We start from the raw sequence: 17591 nt of genomic DNA, 5'->3' as shown, positions 1-17591 counted from the left end.
AGGACGGCCAGCAATGGCGACAGTGCAATTCGACAGTGCGACGCACCTGTATCCGGGCGCGCCCGCACCCGCGGTCGACGGCCTCGACATCGACATCGCCGACGGGGAGTTCCTCGTCCTGGTCGGCCCGTCGGGGTGCGGGAAGTCGACCAGCCTGCGCATGCTGGCCGGTCTGGAATCCGTTGAGCAGGGCCGCATCCTGATCGGTGGCCGCGATGTCACGGGCCTGCCGCCGCGGGCCCGGGACGTGGCCATGGTGTTCCAGAGCTACGCGCTCTACCCGAATATGACCGTGGCGCAGAACATGGGCTTCGCGCTGCGCAATGCCGGTGTGAACAAGGCCGACACCATGGCCCGGGTGCTCGAGGCCGCGCGCATGCTCGAGCTGGAACAGCTGCTCGACCGCAAGCCCGCGAAACTGTCCGGCGGACAACGCCAGCGGGTCGCGATGGGCCGCGCGATCGTGCGTCACCCGCAGGTGTTCTGCATGGACGAGCCCCTGTCGAATCTGGACGCCAAGCTGCGGGTCAGTACCCGCGCCCAGATCGCGGCGCTGCAGAAACGCCTGGGCACCACCACGGTCTATGTCACCCACGACCAGGTGGAGGCGATGACCATGGGCGACCGAGTGGCCGTACTGCGCGACGGCAGGCTGCAGCAGGTCGCCGCGCCGCGCGAGCTGTACGACGATCCGGTGAACACCTTCGTCGCCGGATTCATCGGATCACCGGCGATGAATCTGTTCACCGCGCCCGTGCGCGATGGGGCGGCCGTGCTGAACGAGCTGCGAATCCCATTGCCGCGCGGGAACTCCGACCGGGGCCGGGTGGTGGTGGGCATTCGGCCCGAATCGTGGGAGACCACCAGCGACGCGAGCAATGCGCTGCCCGTCGAGGTCGAGCTGCTCGAGGAACTCGGCTCGGAGTCCTTCGTCTACGCCCACGGCGTGACCGACGAATGGTCCAGCCGGTCGGGCAAGATCGTCGCCCGCGTAGACCGCCGCTTCCAGGTCACTCTGGGCGATCGCCTGCTGCTCGCGCCGAAGACGGACGAGGTGTACTTCTTCGACGCGGACAGCGAGCTCCGATTGCGATAACTACCAGATCTTCACGCGCTCGGCGGGATCCAGGTACAGGGCGTCGCCCGGCCGCACGTCGAAGGCCTCGTGGAAGCTGTCGAGGTTGCGGACCACGCCGTTGCAGCGGAACTCCGGCGGGGAGTGCGGATCGACGGCCAGGCGGCGGATGGCCTCCTCCTTGCGCGCCTTGGTGCGCCAGACCTGGGCCCAGCCGTAGAAGACGCGCTGCAGTCCGGTGAGCCCGTCGAGCACCGGCGGCTCCGCACCGTCGAGCGAGATCTTGTACGCCTCCAGCGCGATCGACAGCCCGCCCAGGTCGCCGATGTTCTCGCCGATCGTGAATTCGCCGTTGACCGTGTGCTTGTCGTCCAGATCCTTGGGCGAGAACCGGTTGTACTGCTCGATAAGGGCCTTCGTGCGCTTACCGAATTCGGCACGATCGGAGTCGGTCCACCAGTCGATCATGTTACCGTCGCCGTCGTATTTGGCGCCCTGATCGTCGAAGCCGTGCCCGATCTCGTGCCCGATGACCGCGCCGATGCCGCCGTAGTTGGCGGCGTCGTCGGCGTTCATATCGAAGAACGGCGGCTGCAGAATGGCCGCGGGAAAGACGATCTCGTTCATGCCCGGGTTGTAGTAGGCGTTGACCGTCTGCGGGGTCATGAACCATTCGTCGCGGTCCACCGGGCCGCCCAGTTTGCGCAGATCCCGGTCGTGTTCGGCGGCGTAGCCGCGGCGGTAGTTGCCGACCAGATCCTCGGGGTCGATCTCGACCGCCGAGTAGTCGCGCCAGCGGTCCGGGTAGCCGATCTTGGGCGTGAACTTCTCCAGCTTGGCCAGGGCAGCCCGCCGGGTCTCGGGGCTCATCCAGTCCAGATCGGTGATGTTGCGGCGGTACGCCTCGATCAGATTGGCCACCAGCTGCTGCATCCGCTCCTTGGCCGCGGGCGGGAAATGTTCGGCCACATAGAGTTTGCCGACCGCCTCGCCCAGCAGATCCTGCACCAGCGATACGCCGCGCTTCCAGCGCTCGCGATTCTCCTGCGCGCCGGTGAGGGTGCGGCCGTAGAAATCGAAGTGCTCCTCGACCACCGCCGCGGTGAGATACGGTGCGCGCGAGCGCAGCACCCGCCACACGGCCCAGGACTTCCAGTCCTCGAGCGGCTCGGCCGCCCACAGCTGCGCGAAGGTGCGCACATAATCCGGCTGGCGCACGACGAATTCGGCGAACAGCTCCGCGCTGGGCTTGTCCACCCCCTCCGCCAGCGCCGAAGTCCAGGCCGCCCAGTCGAATTCCGGATGCTCGGCGGCGAGATCGGCGAAGGTGACGAGGTTGTAGCTCAATTCGGCGTCGCGGCGGCGCACCACATCCCAGTGCCCGGCGGCGAGCTTGCGTTCCAGATCGAATACCCGCTGCGGGTCGTCGTCGATGCCCGCCAGGTGGAACATGCGCCGGATGTGCTCGACGTATTTGCCGCGGATCTCCGCGTAATCGTCGCTGCGGTAATAGGACTCGTCGGGCAGGCCGATCCCGGACTGGGTGGCGTGCACCAGATATCGCTGCGAATCCTTGTCGTCGGTGTCGACGTAGAGGGCCAGCGCGCCGCCGACGCCGGTGCGCTGCAGCCGACCCAGCAGGGCCGCGAACTCGCCGTGGTCGGCCACGGCACGGATGGCGGCCAGCTCGTCGGCGATCGGGGTCAGCCCCAGTGCCTCGACCGCCTCCTCCGCCATGAAGCTGGAGTAGAGGTCACCGATCTTGCGTTCCTCGGTGCCCGGCGCGGCGCCGGAGGCGGCCGCCCGCTGGATGATCGTCTGGACGTCCAGCTCGGCCTGGTCGTACAGCTTCCGGAAGGCGCCGTCGACCGCTCGGTCGGCCGGTATCGCGTAGGCGTCCAGCCACTTGCCGTTGACGTGCGCGAACAGATCGTCCTGCACCCGCACGGCGTCGTCGCGGTAGGTCAGATCGAGGCCGGAGGGAGTCGTCACATCGGAAGTCACGCTGTCCAGTATGCCGATCTCACGCGGGCTGGAGGTCGCGGTCGAACTCGCCGTCGCGGACCCCTGCCACGAAGGCCGCCCATTCCCCCGGGGTGTAGGTGAGCGTCACGTCGCCGTGCCGCACGGTGGTGTGGCCGTCGGCCGCGGTGTGCGCGGTGAGGTCGCCGAGGGCCGGGCCACGATCGAGGACCGTGGCGAGAAAGTACATCCATTCGGTCGCGGTCACGGTGATGACGGGCTCGTCTTCGGGGCGGTGCGCCGGATCGCGCCGGAACTTGCTGTCCCGGATGAGTACCGCGGCGCCGTCGAACCGGACCTCGACGCATTGATTGCCGTTGTTGGTACGGGTCGAGGAGAACCAGCCGGTGGCCTTCGCCCGATACCTGGCGGTGGTTGGCATGGGCAGATTTTACACGCGGGCGTACTTGTGAATCATTGCCAATGTCTCAGTGCGACTGAGGGATTGGTCGAGTGCACGGACATATGCGAATGCCAAATCGCGTACCTGTTCGGGATTGTCGACCGCCCCGCCGAATACCGCACTCTCCGCCCAGGCGAAGGTCGGCAGGGCATCGGCGGCGAAATCGAGCAGGTGGAAGCTGGATCCGCCCAGGATGGCCCCGGCCGGGGCGGTGAACGGAATCACTCGCAGCTCCACCGTGTCGAGCTCCTCCAGCAGGTCGGCCAGGTACTCCAGCTGACCGCGCAGCACCCGCGGGCCGCCGATCTGCTGCAGCAGCGTCGCCTCACCCACGACGGCCGTCAACTCCACTGCCTCCGGACCGCGCAGTCGCTGCTGGCGGCGCATGCGCACCGCGACCAGCTGTTCCACCTGCACCGGGCGGATCATGACGTCGGCGCTGATCAGCGCGCGGGCATAGGCCTCGGTCTGCAGCAGACCGGGAATCACCAGGCTGTCGTAGCTGCGGATGCTCTGTGCGCCGTACTCCATGCCGTAGTAGCGCTGCAGTTCGGGCCCGATGAGTGCCGAGGACTTGGTCCACCAGCCGCGATCCTTACTGGCGGCGAGCAGCGCCAGCAGCTCGTCGCGCTCCTCGTCGGGGACGTCCAGCAGCTCCAGCACCGGGCCGATGGTGTTGAGGGTGAGAACCCGTCGACCCTTCTCGACATGGGACCAATTGGCCGGGGTGAAACCCACCCGTTTGGCGAAGGTCGCCGAATCGAATCCCCGTTGCTCGCGCAACTCGCGCAGACGCAGTACCAATTCCCACCGGGCGACCGTTGGCGAGAGAGGTGCCATGCAGGGTCATCCTACGCCGCGATTGCCCGGCGTGTGACTATTGTCATCCGCATTACCCGGCGATACGGTCTGTGCATAACCGCTTCACGCCGTCCTACGACAGACGGGGTTCGCCGTGAACATGCTGGGTTCGCCATGAGCACCGCGTCCTATGCCGCCGTGCAGGAGGCGCTCGAACGCTGCCGCCGTTATCGCAAGGACAACGCCCTCTACGGCGTGGTCGAACCCGCATTGGGCCGGATCATGTTGGAGGTCGGACCGGTCGGGGTGGTGACCATGCCCGCGACGCTGGGCCATCGGGTGCGCGAGCGGCTCGCCGCGACCGGGCCGATCATCGGACATCCGCGCTCGTCGCGCTGGACCTTCCTGACCGGGCATGTGGACGACTCCGGTCAGGACATGAGCGTGATCGCCGAACTGATCCATCTCGGCGCCGCGATCGCGGTGCCCGGCACGCGCATCGTGCTGCCGTCGCCGGCCGACGAGCGCACCGGATATCGGGTGTGGATCGATGGACCCGAGGGTGTGGCCCGGCCTACCTTCGCTGAGGTCGTGGCCGTCACCCTCGGGTGCCGGACGCACTAGTTCGAGGGCGCCGGAGTCAGCGTGACGCTGTACTTGTTCTCCAGCGTCTGCTTCCAGTCGCGCTCGCACTGATCGAGCTTGGCCTGGTCGCCGCCCGCCTTGTTCACACAGTCGACGAAGTCCTTACCGCCGCTGGAGGTGAAGAAGCTGACGCCGATGACGGTGACCACGATCGAGGCGATCAGGGCGATCAGGCTCAGCACCAGGCCCGCGATCGCCATCCCGCCACCCGCGGCGGCCCCGCGGCGGGCCTTCAGCGTCGCGATGATGCCGATGATCAACCCGGCCAGGCCCAGCAGAATGCCGCCGACGATCGTCCAGAAGCTCAGCAGCGCAAGGATGCCCAGCACCAGCGCCGCGATGGCCAGACCCTTGCCCTTCTGCTCCTGCCAGTAGGGCTGACCGGGCGGCGGCGGATACGAACCCGGCGGCGGGGGCGGATTCTGGCCGGGCGGATACTGACCCGGCGGGGGCGTCTGGCCGGGCGGCGGATACTGGCCGGGAGGCGGATTCTCCGTCATGGCTGTCCTCTCGTTGGCCCCGGGTGATATGCCGGGTTCGATGCGCTGTGAATGTTATTGCGCGCCGAGGCGCGCATGCATCTCCCACACCAGGATTTCCGATGGCAGATTGGCCACGATTCGCTGGCCGCCGCTGCGGGTCAGCCGCACGGCATCGCCCTCGTACAGCGTGCCGACCCCTTCCATATCGATCTCGCCGCGCGCGACGAACAGATGCAGATACGGCGCCTCGGGCAGTTCCACCGCCGTCGACTCGCCGGGCATCCGGGCCACGTGCAGCGCGGAGTGGCTGCTGTTGATGGTGATCGCCGTCCGGTCGCGATAGCGCGCCAGCCCGGAGGCCACCGTCACCAAGCCGCCCGCGGCGAGCTCGTCGTCGACCTCGAGCTGCTGATATCCCGGGGTCAGGCCCGGCTCGTCGGGGACCACCCACATCTGCACGAAATGCACGGGCTCGTCGTGTTCGGCGATGTTCGGCGACAGCCGCCAGGAGTCGTTCTTCTCCGAATGCAGAATTCCGGTGCCCGCGCTCATCCGCTGCGCCAAACCGGGATAGATGATGCCGCTGTGCCCGAGCGAATCCTGATGCACCAGTGATCCGCTCAACACCCAGGTCACAATCTCCATATCGCGGTGGGGATGGGTGTCGAAACCCCGGCCTGGGGTGACAATGTCCTCGTTATTGACCAGCAACAGGCCGTGGTGGGTGTTTTCGGGATCGTAGTGCTCGCCGAATGAGAACGAATGCTTCGAATCCAGCCACGCCACACGGGTTTTCATGCGGTCGCCGCCACGATGGACATCGATGTGTGGTGTCGTGAGTGTGGACACCGTGGTCCTCCTCTCGGGCCGAGCACCGATCATCCTTCAGGGTAGGAGCACCTCCGCCGCCCGGCCCCGAATTCCTAGTAAATTCTAGCGTGGAGCGACACCGGCCCCGGTGTGCCGATCACGGTCCGCCCCGGGACCGGTAGCGGGCCGGTGGCAAATGTCCGGCGCTCCGTGCACCGTCCCCGCGTCCGGCGGCCCGAGACCCATCGACACCCCGCCCGTATCATGATGTGCCGCAACCGAAACCGGAGGTGAACCGCTGATGCGACCCGAAGTACTCGCGGGCATCGAGCGCAAACTCCGGCAACAGGCGCGCAGCGCGGGTATCGATCACTTCGTCGTCGGCGTGGCCGTATTCCGAGAGCGAAAACTGCTGGTGGTACGGCGTGTCGCCGATGACTGGCAGGGTGGGATGTACGAGCTGCCCGGTGGCGGCGTAGAGGCGGGGGAGACGTTCGCCGAATGTGTGGCGCGGGAGTTGTTCGAGGAGACGGGTTTGCGCGTGCGGCGCATCGTCGATGTGGTCGGCGGCTTCGATTACGCCACCCGCACCAAGGCCCGGGTGCGCAAGTACAGCTTCGTGGTCGAGGTGGAGCCGGGCGAGGTGGCGCTGGCGCCGGGCGAACACGACGAGTTCCGCTGGATCGATGCGGCGGCGCTGGCGCGGCTGCCCATGGCGCCGGATATGCGCGAGACGGTGTACGCGCTGGTGACCGCGAAGTCAGAGCACTGAGATGACCCAGGAACAGCGCGCGACGCGACGCGCGGCAGCCACGGCCGTGCTGCGCAGCCCGGGCATGCTGCGGCTGGCGCTGGTGCGGTTCGCCGGGCAGTTCGGCGACGGCATGTTCCAGGCGGCGCTGTCGGGAGCGATCCTGTTCAACCCGGAGCGAGCGACCGATCCGCTGGCCATCGCGGCCGGATTCACCGTGCTGTTGCTGCCGTATTCGGTGATCGGACCGTATGCAGGGGCGCTGCTGGACCGCTGGGACCGGCGCATGGTGCTGCTGGTCGCCAATGTGCTGCGGGCGCTGCTGATCTTGATCGCCGCAGCCGGACTGCTGGGCGGCATCCGGGATACGCCGCTGCTGCTGTTGGCGCTGGCCGTGGTGGGAATCAGCCGATTCGTGCTGGCCGGGGTGTCCGCGGCGCTGCCGCGGGTGCTGGCGCAGCGCTGGTTGGTGCCGATGAATTCGGTGCTGGCGACCGCCGCCTCGGCCTGCGCCGGGGTGGGTGCGGCGATCTCGGTGGCCATCATCGGGGCGATCGGGGCCGGTGATTTCGCCTCGGCCGTGGCGGTCGCGGTCAGCGCGTCTGGATCGCTGGTCGGCGGGGTGGCCGCGGCCGGATTCACCGCGCGCAGGCTCGGCCCGGAGCCCGGGGAGGGCGCGCCGACGAGTTCGGTGCGGGCCATCCTGACCGGACTGCGCACCGGCGCGCGGGCGGTGTGGTCCTCGCGCGAATGCACCACCGCGATGATCGGCATCGGCACGCATCGAATCGTCTTCGGCGCCAACACCCTGCTGATGGTGCTGGTGCTGCGCCGGGCCCAGGCCGACGGCGTCTCGCTGAACAGCGGCCTGGTCGGATTCGGGGTGGCGATCACCGCGGTCGCCTCGGGCATGCTGGCCGCGGCGGTACTCGCGCCGCTGCTGATTCCGCGGCTGGGCCGCCCGCGCACGGTGGTGGCCGGTCTGGCGACCGCGATCGCGGTGCAGCTGGTACTGGTCACCCCGATCACGGTCACGACCGGTGCGGCCGAGGGCCGGGCGCATCATCTACTGCTGGTGGGGGCGTTCCTGCTCGGCCTGGCCGGACAGACCATCAAGCTGACCGGCGACGCCACCATGCAGATCGATATCGATGACTCCCGCCGCGGGCAGGTCTTCGCCCTGCAGGACACCGTCTTCAACATCACCTTCGTACTGGCCATCGCGGTGACGGCGCTGGTGATTCCGATCGATGGGCGCTCGTTCGGCGTCGTGCTCGCGGGCGCGGTGATCTACGGGTTGGGCATTGTCGCCATCGCGGCCAATACCCGCAGGCACACCCTCATCCACTGAGCGGCCACAGCGGCTCGGCCCAGGTGCCGAGGCCGCCCGGATCGGTGCAGAAGTGGTCGAGTCGGCCGTCGTCGTCGAGATCCAGGGCGGAGATCTCGGCCACGCCGTCGCCGTCGCGGTCCCACAGCGCGTCGTCGGTGTAGCCGTCGCCGTCGAAATCGAGCCCGACCGCGTCGAATACGCCGGTGCCCGTCAGGTCCAGGTCGGCGGGGGAGGACCAGCTCCGCCCGGGACCGTCGCCGAGGCCGAAGACATACTCGATATCGGTCATGTCGATTCGACGCGACCGGTCGCCGCGCGGTTCCCTCAGCAGGGATATACCTGGACCTCGATGGCCTTCACGGCGAAGTACACCGACATGCCCGGGGCCAGTGCCAGCTCGGCCGCCGCGCCCGGAGTCAGATCGGCGACGAGACCCGCACCGCCGGGACGATCGGCGGCATGCACGCGAACGATGCCGCCGCGGTCGGTCAGTTCGGCGATATCGACCCGAAAGACGTTGCGCGGGCTGCCCGCCGGATATTCGCGATAGACGGCCACGGCGGCGGGGGAGAAGACGGCGGCCGCCGACGCGCCGACCGTCCACTCGCCGACACACCGGCCGTACACCAGGTCGTCGCCGCTGCGTACCGCGCCGGTGTGAGCCGAACCCGCCGACTCCGGCGCGGCGCCACGCACCCGCCCGGCGGACACCGCCGTGCCGAGCAGCAGGTTGACCCCGGCGATCCGGGCGGCGAAGGCGCTGCGCGGGCGGGACAGCACGGTGGCCACCGGTCCCTGTTCGACGATGCGACCGGATTCGAGCACGACGACCCGGTCGGCGAGGGTGAGCGCGTCGACGATGTCGTGGGTGACCAGAATCGCCGTGGCGCCCTTGCCGTTCCGCTCACCGCGCAACACCCGCCGCAGCAGCGCCCGCATGGCCGGTGCGGTGGCGACGTCGAGGGCGGCCATGGGTTCGTCCAGCAACACCAGGTCGGGTTCGACGGCCAGCGCCCGCGCCAGCGCCACCCGCTGCGCCTGACCGCCGGACAGCTCGCCGGGCCGCCGCTCGGCCAGCGCGACCGCGTCGACCGCGGCCAGCCACTCCCGCGCGACGGCGCGGGCCGCCCGGGGGCGCAGGCCGCGGCTGCGGGGTCCGAAGGCCACATTCGCCGCCACCGAAAGATGCGGGAACAGCAGGGGATCCTGCGCGAGCATCGAGATACCCCGCCGATGCGGCGGCACCAGCGTCGCACCGGACACATCGGTGAGGGTGCGCCCGCCCAATTCGATCCGGCCGGTATCCGGCCGCAGCAGTCCGGCCACGACCTCCAGCAGCGTCGACTTGCCCGCGCCATTGGGTCCCAGAACGGCCAGCACCTCACCCGGCGCGACGGTCAGCTCCACCGTCACATCGCGCGCCGCGAGGCGCATCGAGACCTCCAGTCCGCCCGGAACGTTCAGCGCCACGGCGTACCGGCCCATTCGCGTTCGCGGGTCCCGCCGACGCGGCGGTAGGCCACCAGCACGATCAGCACGGCCAGCAGCACCAGCAGCAGCGACAGCGCCACGGCGGCGTCCGGATCGTTCTCGCGCTGCAGATAGATCTCCAGCGGCAGCGTCCGGGTGCGCCCGCGCAGACTACCGGCGAAGGTGAGCGTCGCGCCGAATTCGCCCAGCGCGCGGGCGAACGACAGCACCGCACCCGAGACGAGCGCCGGGCGCAGCAGCGGCACACTGATCCGCCACCACACCGTGGCCGGACCCGCACCCAGGGTGGCGGCGATCCGCTCGTAGCGATCACCGGCGGTGCGCATCGCGCCCTCCAGGGTGATCACCAGAAACGGCAGTGCGACGAATGTCTGCGCGAGCACGACCGCGGTGGTACTGAACGCGATTCGGATTCCGGCCGCCTCCAGCTGCCGCCCCAGCAGCCCGTAGCGGCCGAACAGAGACAGCAGCGCCAGTCCGCCCACGACGGGCGGTAATACCAACGGCAGCAACACCATTGCCCGCAACACCGGCAGCACCCGCCAGCGCAACCGCGCCAGCAGCACCGCCATCGGCACACCGAGCAGCACGCACAGCGCCGTACTCGCCACGGCGGTACGCAGGCTGAGCGCCAGCGCATCTCGCGACGCGGGCGCGCTCACCAGCGTCAACAGCCGCGACCAGTCCACCGCACCGGTCAGCGCGAACAGCGGCCCGGCCACGAAGGCGAAGCCCAGCGCCGCGGGCAGCAGCAACCACCGCGGCACCGCCAGGCCCGGATCACGCCGCAGGGCCGGGATCACGGCCGCCCGGTTTCACGTGAATCATCGGCGCGGCTCATGGCGCGCCGAAGCCCGCCCGCGCCAGCGCCGCACGGCCGTCCGGGCCGGTGACCAGGGCCTCGAACTGGTGTGCCAGCTCGGCCTGCTTCGAATCCGCCACGGCCGCAATGGGATAGGTATTGACCGCGCCCGACGATTCCGGAAACGGCACGGTGACGACCTTGGCTCCCGCACCGGCGGCATCGGTCACGTACACCAGACCGGCGTCGGCCTCGCCGGAGATGACCTTTCCCAACACATCGGTCACCGCGGACTCCTCACTCACCGGAGCGAGCGACACGTGCGCCGCGGCGGCCACCTTCTGGGTCGCCGAGCCACACGGCACCTGTGGGGCGCAGACCACCAGGCGCAGGCCGGGACGGGACAGATCCGCCAGGGCCGCAATATGTTTCGGATTGCCCGGCGGGGTGACAATGGTGAGCACATTGGTCGCGAAGTTCTCCGGCGGCTCGGTGATGCGCCCGCTCTTGGTGACCTTGCCCATATTGGCGGTGTCCGCGGCCGCGAAGACGTCGGCGGGGGCGCCCTGGTTCAGCTGAGCGGCCAGCTCGGAGGAACCGGCGAAGTTGAAGGTCACTCTCGTATTCGGATGGCTGGTCTCGAATTTCGCGCCGAGATCGGTGAAGACCTTGTTCAGCGAGGCCGCGGCGAAGACGGTCAACGTGGTCCGGTCGCCGCCGGGATTCTGCGCACCGCAGCTCCCGAGCGCGGCCACCACGGCCGCGGCGATGAGCACGACGGCCACCCGCCTCATGACGGCGTCTCCACGATCACGGTCGTGGCCTTCACGCTGGCCACCGCGACGCTGCCCGGTTCCAGACCGAGTGCGGCCACCGATTCGCTGCTCATCAACGACACGACTGTGAACGGACCGCATTGCATCTCCACCTGAGCCATCACCCCGTCGGCCACCACGCGGGTGACCAGTCCGGGAAACCGATTGCGCGCCGAACTGGCACTGCCCAGCCGGGCCTGCGGCGGCCGCGCGTGCTCGACGGCCAGGGCCGCCAGCTCCCGGCCCTCGATCACGAGCCGCCCGGCGGCGTCCTTGTGCGCGCCGAGCGCGCCGGTGTCGATCCATCGCCGCACGGTGTCATCGCTGACACCGAGCAGTTCGGCGGCGTCCCGGATCCGCAGGCTGGGCATGATCAGCAGCATAGGACCGCGATTGCGGACCGACAACGGAGGAATATCTGAATCTGCGGACGGAACGGCCCCCTCTTCCGGAGATGTGAACAACACCGAATGGAAAGTTCACCCCCGGCCAGTACGCTCGAACCGATCATGGCCACCTATTTCGACCCGAAGTCCTGGCTCACCTGGTTGGACCCGGTGGCGGACCTCGGTGCGGGTACCGTGACCGCGCTGCTGCCGGATGTGCTGATGACACTGCTCAGCGAGGGGATTCTGCGCCAGTTCGGCGGGCGTGAGGTCAGCGCGACACTGCTCGGCCATCGGATGACGGCCACGCTGACGACGCTGAAGGTGCGCCGCCGCGGCGCCCACTTTCAGACCAAGACGGTGCTGACCGGGCTGCTGTGGAACGGTCACCCGATCGAGGAGATGACGGTGATCGCGCACGGCGTCCGACTCGTTCCGGGCGTGCCGACCCGGGTGCGCGCCGCGACGCTCGACGTCACCGGCACCGTTACGACCGCGGCGGTGGCCGATTGGCTCAACGATCGACAGCCCGACTGGGAGCTCGGGGTCGCCGCCGACGGCCTGATCACCGCGCGGCACCGCCGCCGAAGACTCCACGCCCTGGTGGATGCCGTGGTCGCGGACAATATCGTCACCATCGCGGTCCACCGGGCCACCTGGTTGGGCATCTCGGTGCCGCGCCGCTGGATCCGACCGGCCCCGATACCGCTGTCCGAACTACCCGCCGATATTCGCATCGTGCGGGCCGACCGCCACGACGAGCGGATTAGCTTCCGCATCGAAATCCCCGACATCGCGGGCTCTTTCGACCTCGCGCAGCTGCGTTCGGCCATCGTCGCGGGGACGACGCTGATCATCTTCTGATCAGGACCCGCCCTTGTTCCACCACTCCAGCAGGGCCGCCTCGGCCTCCTCGCGGGTGAGCGGACCGCGATCGAGCCGCAGCTCCTTGAGGAATCGCCAGGCGCGGCCGACCTGGGGGCCGGGCTCGAGGCCGAGCAGCTCCATGATGGCGTTGCCGTCCAGGTCCGGACGGACCCGGGCGAGGTCCTCCTGTTCCTGTAGCCGGGCGATGCGAGCCTCGAGGTCGTCGTAGGTGGACTGCAATTGGGCGGCGCGGCGCTTGTTACGGGTGGTGCAGTCCGCCCGGACCAGCTTGTGCAGGCGGGGGAGCAGCTCGCCGGCGTCGGTGACGTAGCGGCGCACGGCCGAATCGGTCCACTGGCCCTTGCCGTAGCCGTGGAAGCGCAGGTGCAGATACACCAGTCGGGCCACGTCCTCGGTGAACTGCTTCGGATACTTCAAGGCGCGCATGCGCTTTCGCACCATCTTCGCCCCGACCACCTCGTGGTGGTGGAAGCTCACGCCGCCGCCCGGCTCGTTGCGCTTGGTCGGCGGCTTGCCGATGTCGTGCAGCAGGGCGGCCCAGCGCAGCACCAGATCCGGATCGCCCTGCTCCTGGTCGATGGCCTGACGCAGCACCGTCAGCGAATGCTGGTAGACGTCCTTGTGCTGGTGATGCTCGTCGATCTCGAGCTGCATCGCGGGCACCTCGGGCAGCACCCGCTCGGCCAGCCCGGTCTCGCACATGACATCGATGCCCTCGGTCGGAAATTCACCCGCGATCAGCTTGTCCAGCTCGGTGCGCACGCGCTCGGCGGTGATGCGATCGATCTCGGCGGCCATCGCGGTGATCGCCGCGCGCACCCGCGGGGCGAGCCGGAACCCCAGCTGCGCGACGAATCGCGCCGCGCGCAGCATGCGCAGCGGATCGTCGTTGAACGAATCCTCCGGCGCCGCAGGCGTATCCAGCACGCCGTCGAGCAGCGCGTCCATCCCGTGCAGCGGATCGACGAATTCGAGTTCGCCCAGCGCTCCGATACGCACCGCCATCGCGTTGACCGTGAAGTCCCGGCGCACCAGATCACCCTCGAGACTGTCACCGAAGGTCACCTCCGGATTGCGCGAGACCCGGTCGTAACTGTCACTGCGATAGGTGGTGATCTCCAGCTGCCACCCCGATTTGGCCGCGCTGACGGTCCCGAACGCCAGCCCCCCGGTATCCCAGATGTTGTCGGCCCACCCCCGCAGCAGCTCCAGCACCTGCTCCGGACGCGCGTCGGTGGTGAAGTCCAGATCCGTCCCCAACCGCCCGAGCACCGCATCCCGAACACTGCCCCCCACGAGATAGAGCGCATGCCCCCGAGCCGCGAACATCTCACCGAGCGGGGTCAGCACATCCGACAGCCGACCCAGCGTGATCGCCGCCGCGGCAAGCAATCGGGTACGGCGGTCGTTCTCGGACTCGGACTCGGACTTCGGCGAAACCACGGAGATGCAGCTTAGTTGGTATGACAAGCACCGCTGAGTCCGCACCGAAGCCCCCTCGACCCCGGCGTCGACACGCCCGGCCAACCCCGTCCGGTATGCGGCCGGCTCGTCGTTTCGAGGTCGGCGCGCAAGCGACGAAGGAGCAAGCGCCGACCTCGAAACGACGAGCCGCAGGGACCGCAAACCCCGCCGCGACGAAGGAGCGGCCTATCAAGCACCGCTAAACTGGCGCAGTGTCTCCGGCCGATCGCGCGAACAGTCGACGCCGCCAGCCCCGGCGCCGCGGATCGGCCGGGAGTTCGGCGGACAGCCACAAGGGCAAGAGCAAACCCCGCATGCGCACCGTGCGCGAGACCTCCGCGGGTGGCCTGGTGGTCGACGGTCTGGACGGTCCGCGCGAGGCGCGCTGCGCCGCGCTGATCGGCCGCACCGACCGCCGCGGCCGCCTGCTGTGGTCGTTACCGAAGGGGCATATCGAGGAGGGCGAGACGGCCGAGCAGACGGCCGTCCGCGAGGTCGCCGAGGAAACCGGGATCCACGGCACGGTCGTGGCCGAACTCGGCAGCATCGACTACTGGTTCGTCACCGACGGGCGCCGGGTACACAAGACCGTGCATCACTATCTGATGCGCTCGGTGGGCGGGGAGCTCTCCGACGCCGATGTCGAGGTCACCAAGGTCGCCTGGGTTCCGCTCGGCGAACTCGAGTCGCGCCTGGCCTACGCCGACGAGCGACGACTCGCGGAGGTCGCGAACCGCCTGATCGACCGGATGGAGAACGGCAGACAATGACGCGTGCGGGGCGCCATCTGCGCCGCTGGGTGCCGATGTTCGTCGCGTTGGCGCTGGCGGTGTTGTCCGGTCCGGCGGCGACGACGCTCGCCGGACCGGCCGCCGCGCAGCCCTCGGGCGCCAGCGACTCGTCCGGTCCGAAGTTCCTCAAGCTCACTTTGGACTCGGTGAGCCCGCGGGCGGTGACCACCACCAGCGACGCCGTGCTGACCGTCACCGGCACCGTCACCAATGTGGGCGATCGGCCGGTCGAGGACGTCGACGTGCGGTTACAGCTGGGCGCGGCCATCACCACGGGCAGCGGCCTGCGCTCGACGCTGCGCATGGACGAGGTGAACTACGAGCCCAGGACCACCTTCGACGAGATCGCCGAGCGGCTCGAGCCCGCCGAGCGCCAGCAGTTCACGATCCGGGTCGGCATCCGCCCCGGAACCTACGGCGCGAGCGGCAGCGTGCCCGTCACCTCCTCGCTCGGCATCACCGAGCCGGGGGTCTACCCCCTGCTGCTGAACGTCAACGGCGTGCCCGACTACGGCAAACAGGCCCGCCTCGACGACGCCCGCTTCCTGCTGCCGGTCCTGGGGCTGCCCGCGATATCGACCGCCGGAGAGGCGAAAGGCGAGACGGGACAACCGATCCCGGCTCCTACCGAGGCGCCGGTGGCGATCACCACCATCTGGCCGCTGGCCGACCGGCCCCGACTGGTCGCCGGGGTCACCGGACCGCTGCACGGCAAGGCGCTGCTGACCGACGACGAACTGGCTCGGGAGCTGGGTGCGGGCGGTCGACTCGATCAGCTGGTCGCGGCGCTGGAAGCGGTGTTGCGCCCGGCGACCGGCCGCGACCCCGGGCGTGCGAGCCTGGCCTCCTCGATCTGCCTGGCGATCGATCCGGATCTGCTGCTCACGGTGTCGCATATGACCGGCGGCTATCGGGTGCTGGCCAGTCCGTCGGATCCCGCCGGGCCGACCCGCGACGGTTCCGAGGACGGGATGCGCGCCGCCAAGGCGTGGCTGGATCGGCTGCGCACGGTGGCGTCCGGAATGTGCACGGTCGCACTGCCGTTCGCTCAGGTCGACCTGTCCGCACTGGCCGCCGTGAACGATCCGGAGCTGACCGCGCGCGCGATCGACGCGCCCGCCGACATCGTGGATTCCGTGCTGTCGGTCAAGTCGATGCGCGGTGTGGCCCTGCCCGACGCGGGCAGTGTCGACCCCGGCGCGGCCACCCTGCTCGCCGGGCACGGCTACCACACCGCGGTGCTCGCCGACACCGCCGTCACCACGGCCGAATCCCGGAGCACCGCAACGGGAGGCACCCGCCGGGACGGCGGCACCGTGCGCAATACGGCATCGCGGCCGCCCGAGCGGGAAACGACCGCACCGGAATTGGTGCGGCTGCCCGCGTACGCGCCGCCGCCCGTCCCCGAGACGCCGCCCCCGGCCGAGCCGGGACTGAAGGCGGCCACCTTCGACATCTGGTCGGCGACCGCCCTGGCCGCGGTCGGCTCGAATCCGCCCACGCCGCCCTTCACACCCGAGCGCGTCCGGTACGAGGTGGCTCACGATTCCCGGGTGGCACGGCTGCAGGACGCACTGGGCGCGGTGTCGTGGTCGGCGTTGAATCCGCAGGCGGGTGGTCCGCGTTCGCTGCTGCTGATGCCGCCGCAGACGTGGAGCGCCAACCGCGACGAGGCGACCGCGCTGCTGGGGCAGCTCGACCTGCTGGTCCGCAACGGACTGGCCACGCCGCGCCCGTTCGGCGAGCTGCTGGCCATGCCGCCGGATCCGCGGCCGTTCGAGGTTGACTATCTGTCCGGAGTCGCCGAGGTGGCCGTGCCGGATCAGTTCTTCGATCCGATCCGGGCGCAGGACAGGCGGATCGCGGATCTGCTGTCGGCCCTGGCGGAGGTGCCGCAGCAGGAGCCGACGCCGCAGCAGTACCTCACCCCGCTGCGCGACGATCTGGTGCGGGTGCTCACGCTGTCGGATCGCAGCAATCCGGCCTGGCAGGCCGATACGGTCGCGCAGCGCCGGTTGGATCAGACCACGCGCACCCTCGACACGCTGTTCGGCAAGGTGACGGTGCTGCCGCCGGGCGGGGTGTACACCCTGGCCTCGGAGAAGAGCCCGCTGCTATTGGTCGCGCGCAACGATCTGCCGGTGGCGATCCGGATCAAGTTCCGTATCGGCGCACCCGCCGAGACGAACATCACCGATATCGGCGAGCAGATCCTGCCCGCGGAGGGCACCCGTTCGTTCCAGATTCCGACGGAGGTCACCGACAGTCGCAACCTGGTGATTCCGATCTCCCTTACCACACCCGACGGAATCGCGCTGGGAAATGCCACATCGGTATCGGTGCGGTCCAACGCCTATGGTCAGGCGTTGGCGATAATTACCGCATGTGCCGGTGCACTGCTGCTCCTGCTCGCCGGTCGCCGACTGTGGCGTCGCTTCCGGGGGCAGCCGGATCCGGCCGACGAGGGGTTGGACCCCGGGACGCGCCGCAGGGTCAATCGCTACCTGCGGGCGCGGCGCCGGGTGCTGCAGCGACAGGAGGAACCATGAGCGGCGATCACGGCGCGCGTTCGGCCGGGGTGACCGTACTGGTTGACCTCCCGGCGCCGCGAGAACGGGAGTCGCGGTGAGTG

Annotated in this window: 18 protein-coding genes; 7 read left to right on the top strand and 11 right to left on the bottom strand. The window is 69.2% G+C overall.

Features of this window, described 5'->3' with window-relative positions:
* Nucleotides 1-13: 13 nt before the first annotated feature.
* Complete coding sequence (locus NDR87_RS23960) at nt 14-1096, top strand: ABC transporter ATP-binding protein (protein WP_251915570.1); 1083 nt, start codon at nt 14-16, stop codon at nt 1094-1096.
* Here the strand turns inward: NDR87_RS23960 and NDR87_RS23955 are convergent, their stop codons facing one another.
* From NDR87_RS23955 to NDR87_RS23945, 3 genes are read right to left on the bottom strand one after another with little or no spacing between them, the layout of a single operon-like run.
* A complete protein-coding gene (locus NDR87_RS23955; protein ID WP_372494280.1) occupies nt 1097-3079 on the bottom strand; it encodes a M13 family metallopeptidase in 1983 nt (660 codons plus the stop codon).
* 19 nt (nt 3080-3098) lie between these two features.
* Nucleotides 3099-3479: a DUF397 domain-containing protein gene (locus NDR87_RS23950; protein ID WP_251915567.1), complete on the bottom strand. Its 381-nt coding sequence runs from the start codon at nt 3477-3479 to the stop codon at nt 3099-3101.
* Between the two features lie 9 nt (nt 3480-3488).
* Nucleotides 3489-4340: a helix-turn-helix transcriptional regulator gene (locus NDR87_RS23945; protein WP_251915565.1), complete on the bottom strand. Its 852-nt coding sequence runs from the start codon at nt 4338-4340 to the stop codon at nt 3489-3491.
* 135 nt (nt 4341-4475) lie between these two features.
* Here NDR87_RS23945 and NDR87_RS23940 point away from each other — a divergent pair, with 135 nt between their 5' ends.
* Complete coding sequence (locus NDR87_RS23940; protein WP_251915563.1) at nt 4476-4925, top strand: hypothetical protein; 450 nt, start codon at nt 4476-4478, stop codon at nt 4923-4925.
* Here the strand turns inward: NDR87_RS23940 and NDR87_RS23935 are convergent.
* On the bottom strand, nt 4922-5446 hold the full coding sequence (locus NDR87_RS23935) for a DUF4190 domain-containing protein (protein ID WP_251915561.1): 525 nt from the start codon (nt 5444-5446) through the stop codon (nt 4922-4924). The two genes, NDR87_RS23940 and NDR87_RS23935, sit on opposite strands and share 4 nt — an antisense overlap.
* 54 nt (nt 5447-5500) lie before the next feature.
* Complete coding sequence (locus tag NDR87_RS23930; RefSeq protein WP_251915559.1) at nt 5501-6277, bottom strand: pirin-like bicupin family protein; 777 nt, start codon at nt 6275-6277, stop codon at nt 5501-5503.
* A 262-nt stretch (nt 6278-6539) separates the two neighbouring features.
* Here NDR87_RS23930 and NDR87_RS23925 point away from each other — a divergent pair, with 262 nt between their 5' ends.
* Entirely contained in the window at nt 6540-7010 is a 471-nt protein-coding gene (locus tag NDR87_RS23925; protein WP_251915557.1) for an NUDIX hydrolase, read from the top strand.
* A gap of 1 nt (nt 7011) precedes the next feature.
* Nucleotides 7012-8340, top strand: coding sequence for an MFS transporter (locus NDR87_RS23920; RefSeq protein WP_251915555.1), 1329 nt, complete (start codon nt 7012-7014; stop codon nt 8338-8340).
* Here the strand turns inward: NDR87_RS23920 and NDR87_RS23915 are convergent.
* Genes NDR87_RS23915 through NDR87_RS23895 form a run of 5 tightly spaced genes read right to left on the bottom strand, consistent with a single transcriptional unit; the run spans nt 8330 to nt 11801 of the window.
* Nucleotides 8330-8611, bottom strand: a complete 282-nt coding sequence (locus tag NDR87_RS23915; RefSeq protein ID WP_251915553.1) for a hypothetical protein — start codon at nt 8609-8611, stop codon at nt 8330-8332. The two genes, NDR87_RS23920 and NDR87_RS23915, sit on opposite strands and share 11 nt — an antisense overlap.
* A 35-nt stretch (nt 8612-8646) precedes the next feature.
* A complete protein-coding gene (locus NDR87_RS23910; protein WP_251915551.1) occupies nt 8647-9807 on the bottom strand; it encodes a sulfate/molybdate ABC transporter ATP-binding protein in 1161 nt (386 codons plus the stop codon).
* Nucleotides 9783-10616 (bottom strand): ABC transporter permease, encoded by an 834-nt coding sequence (locus NDR87_RS23905; RefSeq protein ID WP_372494279.1) that lies wholly within the window; start codon nt 10614-10616, stop codon nt 9783-9785. Before NDR87_RS23905 ends, NDR87_RS23910 begins: the two co-directional genes overlap by 25 nt.
* A 34-nt stretch (nt 10617-10650) precedes the next feature.
* Entirely contained in the window at nt 10651-11409 is a 759-nt protein-coding gene (gene modA, locus NDR87_RS23900) for a molybdate ABC transporter substrate-binding protein (RefSeq protein ID WP_251915550.1), read from the bottom strand.
* Nucleotides 11406-11801, bottom strand: coding sequence for a molybdopterin-binding protein (locus tag NDR87_RS23895; protein ID WP_251915548.1), 396 nt, complete (start codon nt 11799-11801; stop codon nt 11406-11408). Before NDR87_RS23895 ends, modA begins: the two co-directional genes overlap by 4 nt.
* A gap of 138 nt (nt 11802-11939) precedes the next feature.
* On the opposite strand from NDR87_RS23895, the gene NDR87_RS23890 reads away from it, so the two are divergent.
* Nucleotides 11940-12680 (top strand): hypothetical protein, encoded by a 741-nt coding sequence (locus NDR87_RS23890; protein ID WP_251915547.1) that lies wholly within the window; start codon nt 11940-11942, stop codon nt 12678-12680.
* Here NDR87_RS23890 and NDR87_RS23885 read toward each other — a convergent pair whose 3' ends face one another.
* Complete coding sequence (locus tag NDR87_RS23885) at nt 12681-14147, bottom strand: CCA tRNA nucleotidyltransferase (RefSeq protein WP_251915545.1); 1467 nt, start codon at nt 14145-14147, stop codon at nt 12681-12683.
* A gap of 233 nt (nt 14148-14380) precedes the next feature.
* Here NDR87_RS23885 and NDR87_RS23880 point away from each other — a divergent pair, with 233 nt between their 5' ends.
* Both NDR87_RS23880 and NDR87_RS23875 read left to right on the top strand, forming a co-directional pair.
* Nucleotides 14381-14938 carry an NUDIX hydrolase gene (locus tag NDR87_RS23880; protein ID WP_251915543.1) on the top strand — a complete coding sequence of 186 codons (558 nt, stop codon included), beginning with the start codon at nt 14381-14383 and terminating at the stop codon, nt 14936-14938.
* Complete coding sequence (locus tag NDR87_RS23875) at nt 14935-17508, top strand: DUF6049 family protein (protein ID WP_251915541.1); 2574 nt, start codon at nt 14935-14937, stop codon at nt 17506-17508. Before NDR87_RS23880 ends, NDR87_RS23875 begins: the two co-directional genes overlap by 4 nt.
* Nucleotides 17509-17591: the final 83 nt, after the last annotated feature.

Source organism: Nocardia sp. CDC159 (assembly GCF_023740735.1).
Taxonomy (GTDB): Bacteria; Actinomycetota; Actinomycetes; order Mycobacteriales; family Mycobacteriaceae; genus Nocardia; species Nocardia pulmonis.
The sequence above is the reverse complement of the archived record's forward strand: the minus strand, read 5'-3'. Positions and strand labels throughout refer to the sequence as shown.

Coding starts and splice junctions, on each gene's coding strand:
- NDR87_RS23945 (WP_251915565.1), bottom strand. CDS start 4,340: ATGGCACCTCTCTCGCCAACGGTCGCCCGGTGGGAATTGGTACTGCGT.
- NDR87_RS23960 (WP_251915570.1), top strand. CDS start 14: ATGGCGACAGTGCAATTCGACAGTGCGACGCACCTGTATCCGGGCGCG.
- modA (WP_251915550.1), bottom strand. CDS start 11,409: ATGAGGCGGGTGGCCGTCGTGCTCATCGCCGCGGCCGTGGTGGCCGCG.
- NDR87_RS23920 (WP_251915555.1), top strand. CDS start 7,012: ATGACCCAGGAACAGCGCGCGACGCGACGCGCGGCAGCCACGGCCGTG.
- NDR87_RS23935 (WP_251915561.1), bottom strand. CDS start 5,446: ATGACGGAGAATCCGCCTCCCGGCCAGTATCCGCCGCCCGGCCAGACG.
- NDR87_RS23875 (WP_251915541.1), top strand. CDS start 14,935: ATGACGCGTGCGGGGCGCCATCTGCGCCGCTGGGTGCCGATGTTCGTC.
- NDR87_RS23895 (WP_251915548.1), bottom strand. CDS start 11,801: ATGCCCAGCCTGCGGATCCGGGACGCCGCCGAACTGCTCGGTGTCAGC.
- NDR87_RS23910 (WP_251915551.1), bottom strand. CDS start 9,807: ATGGGCCGGTACGCCGTGGCGCTGAACGTTCCGGGCGGACTGGAGGTC.
- NDR87_RS23915 (WP_251915553.1), bottom strand. CDS start 8,611: ATGACCGATATCGAGTATGTCTTCGGCCTCGGCGACGGTCCCGGGCGG.
- NDR87_RS23950 (WP_251915567.1), bottom strand. CDS start 3,479: ATGCCAACCACCGCCAGGTATCGGGCGAAGGCCACCGGCTGGTTCTCC.
- NDR87_RS23940 (WP_251915563.1), top strand. CDS start 4,476: ATGAGCACCGCGTCCTATGCCGCCGTGCAGGAGGCGCTCGAACGCTGC.
- NDR87_RS23890 (WP_251915547.1), top strand. CDS start 11,940: ATGGCCACCTATTTCGACCCGAAGTCCTGGCTCACCTGGTTGGACCCG.
- NDR87_RS23925 (WP_251915557.1), top strand. CDS start 6,540: ATGCGACCCGAAGTACTCGCGGGCATCGAGCGCAAACTCCGGCAACAG.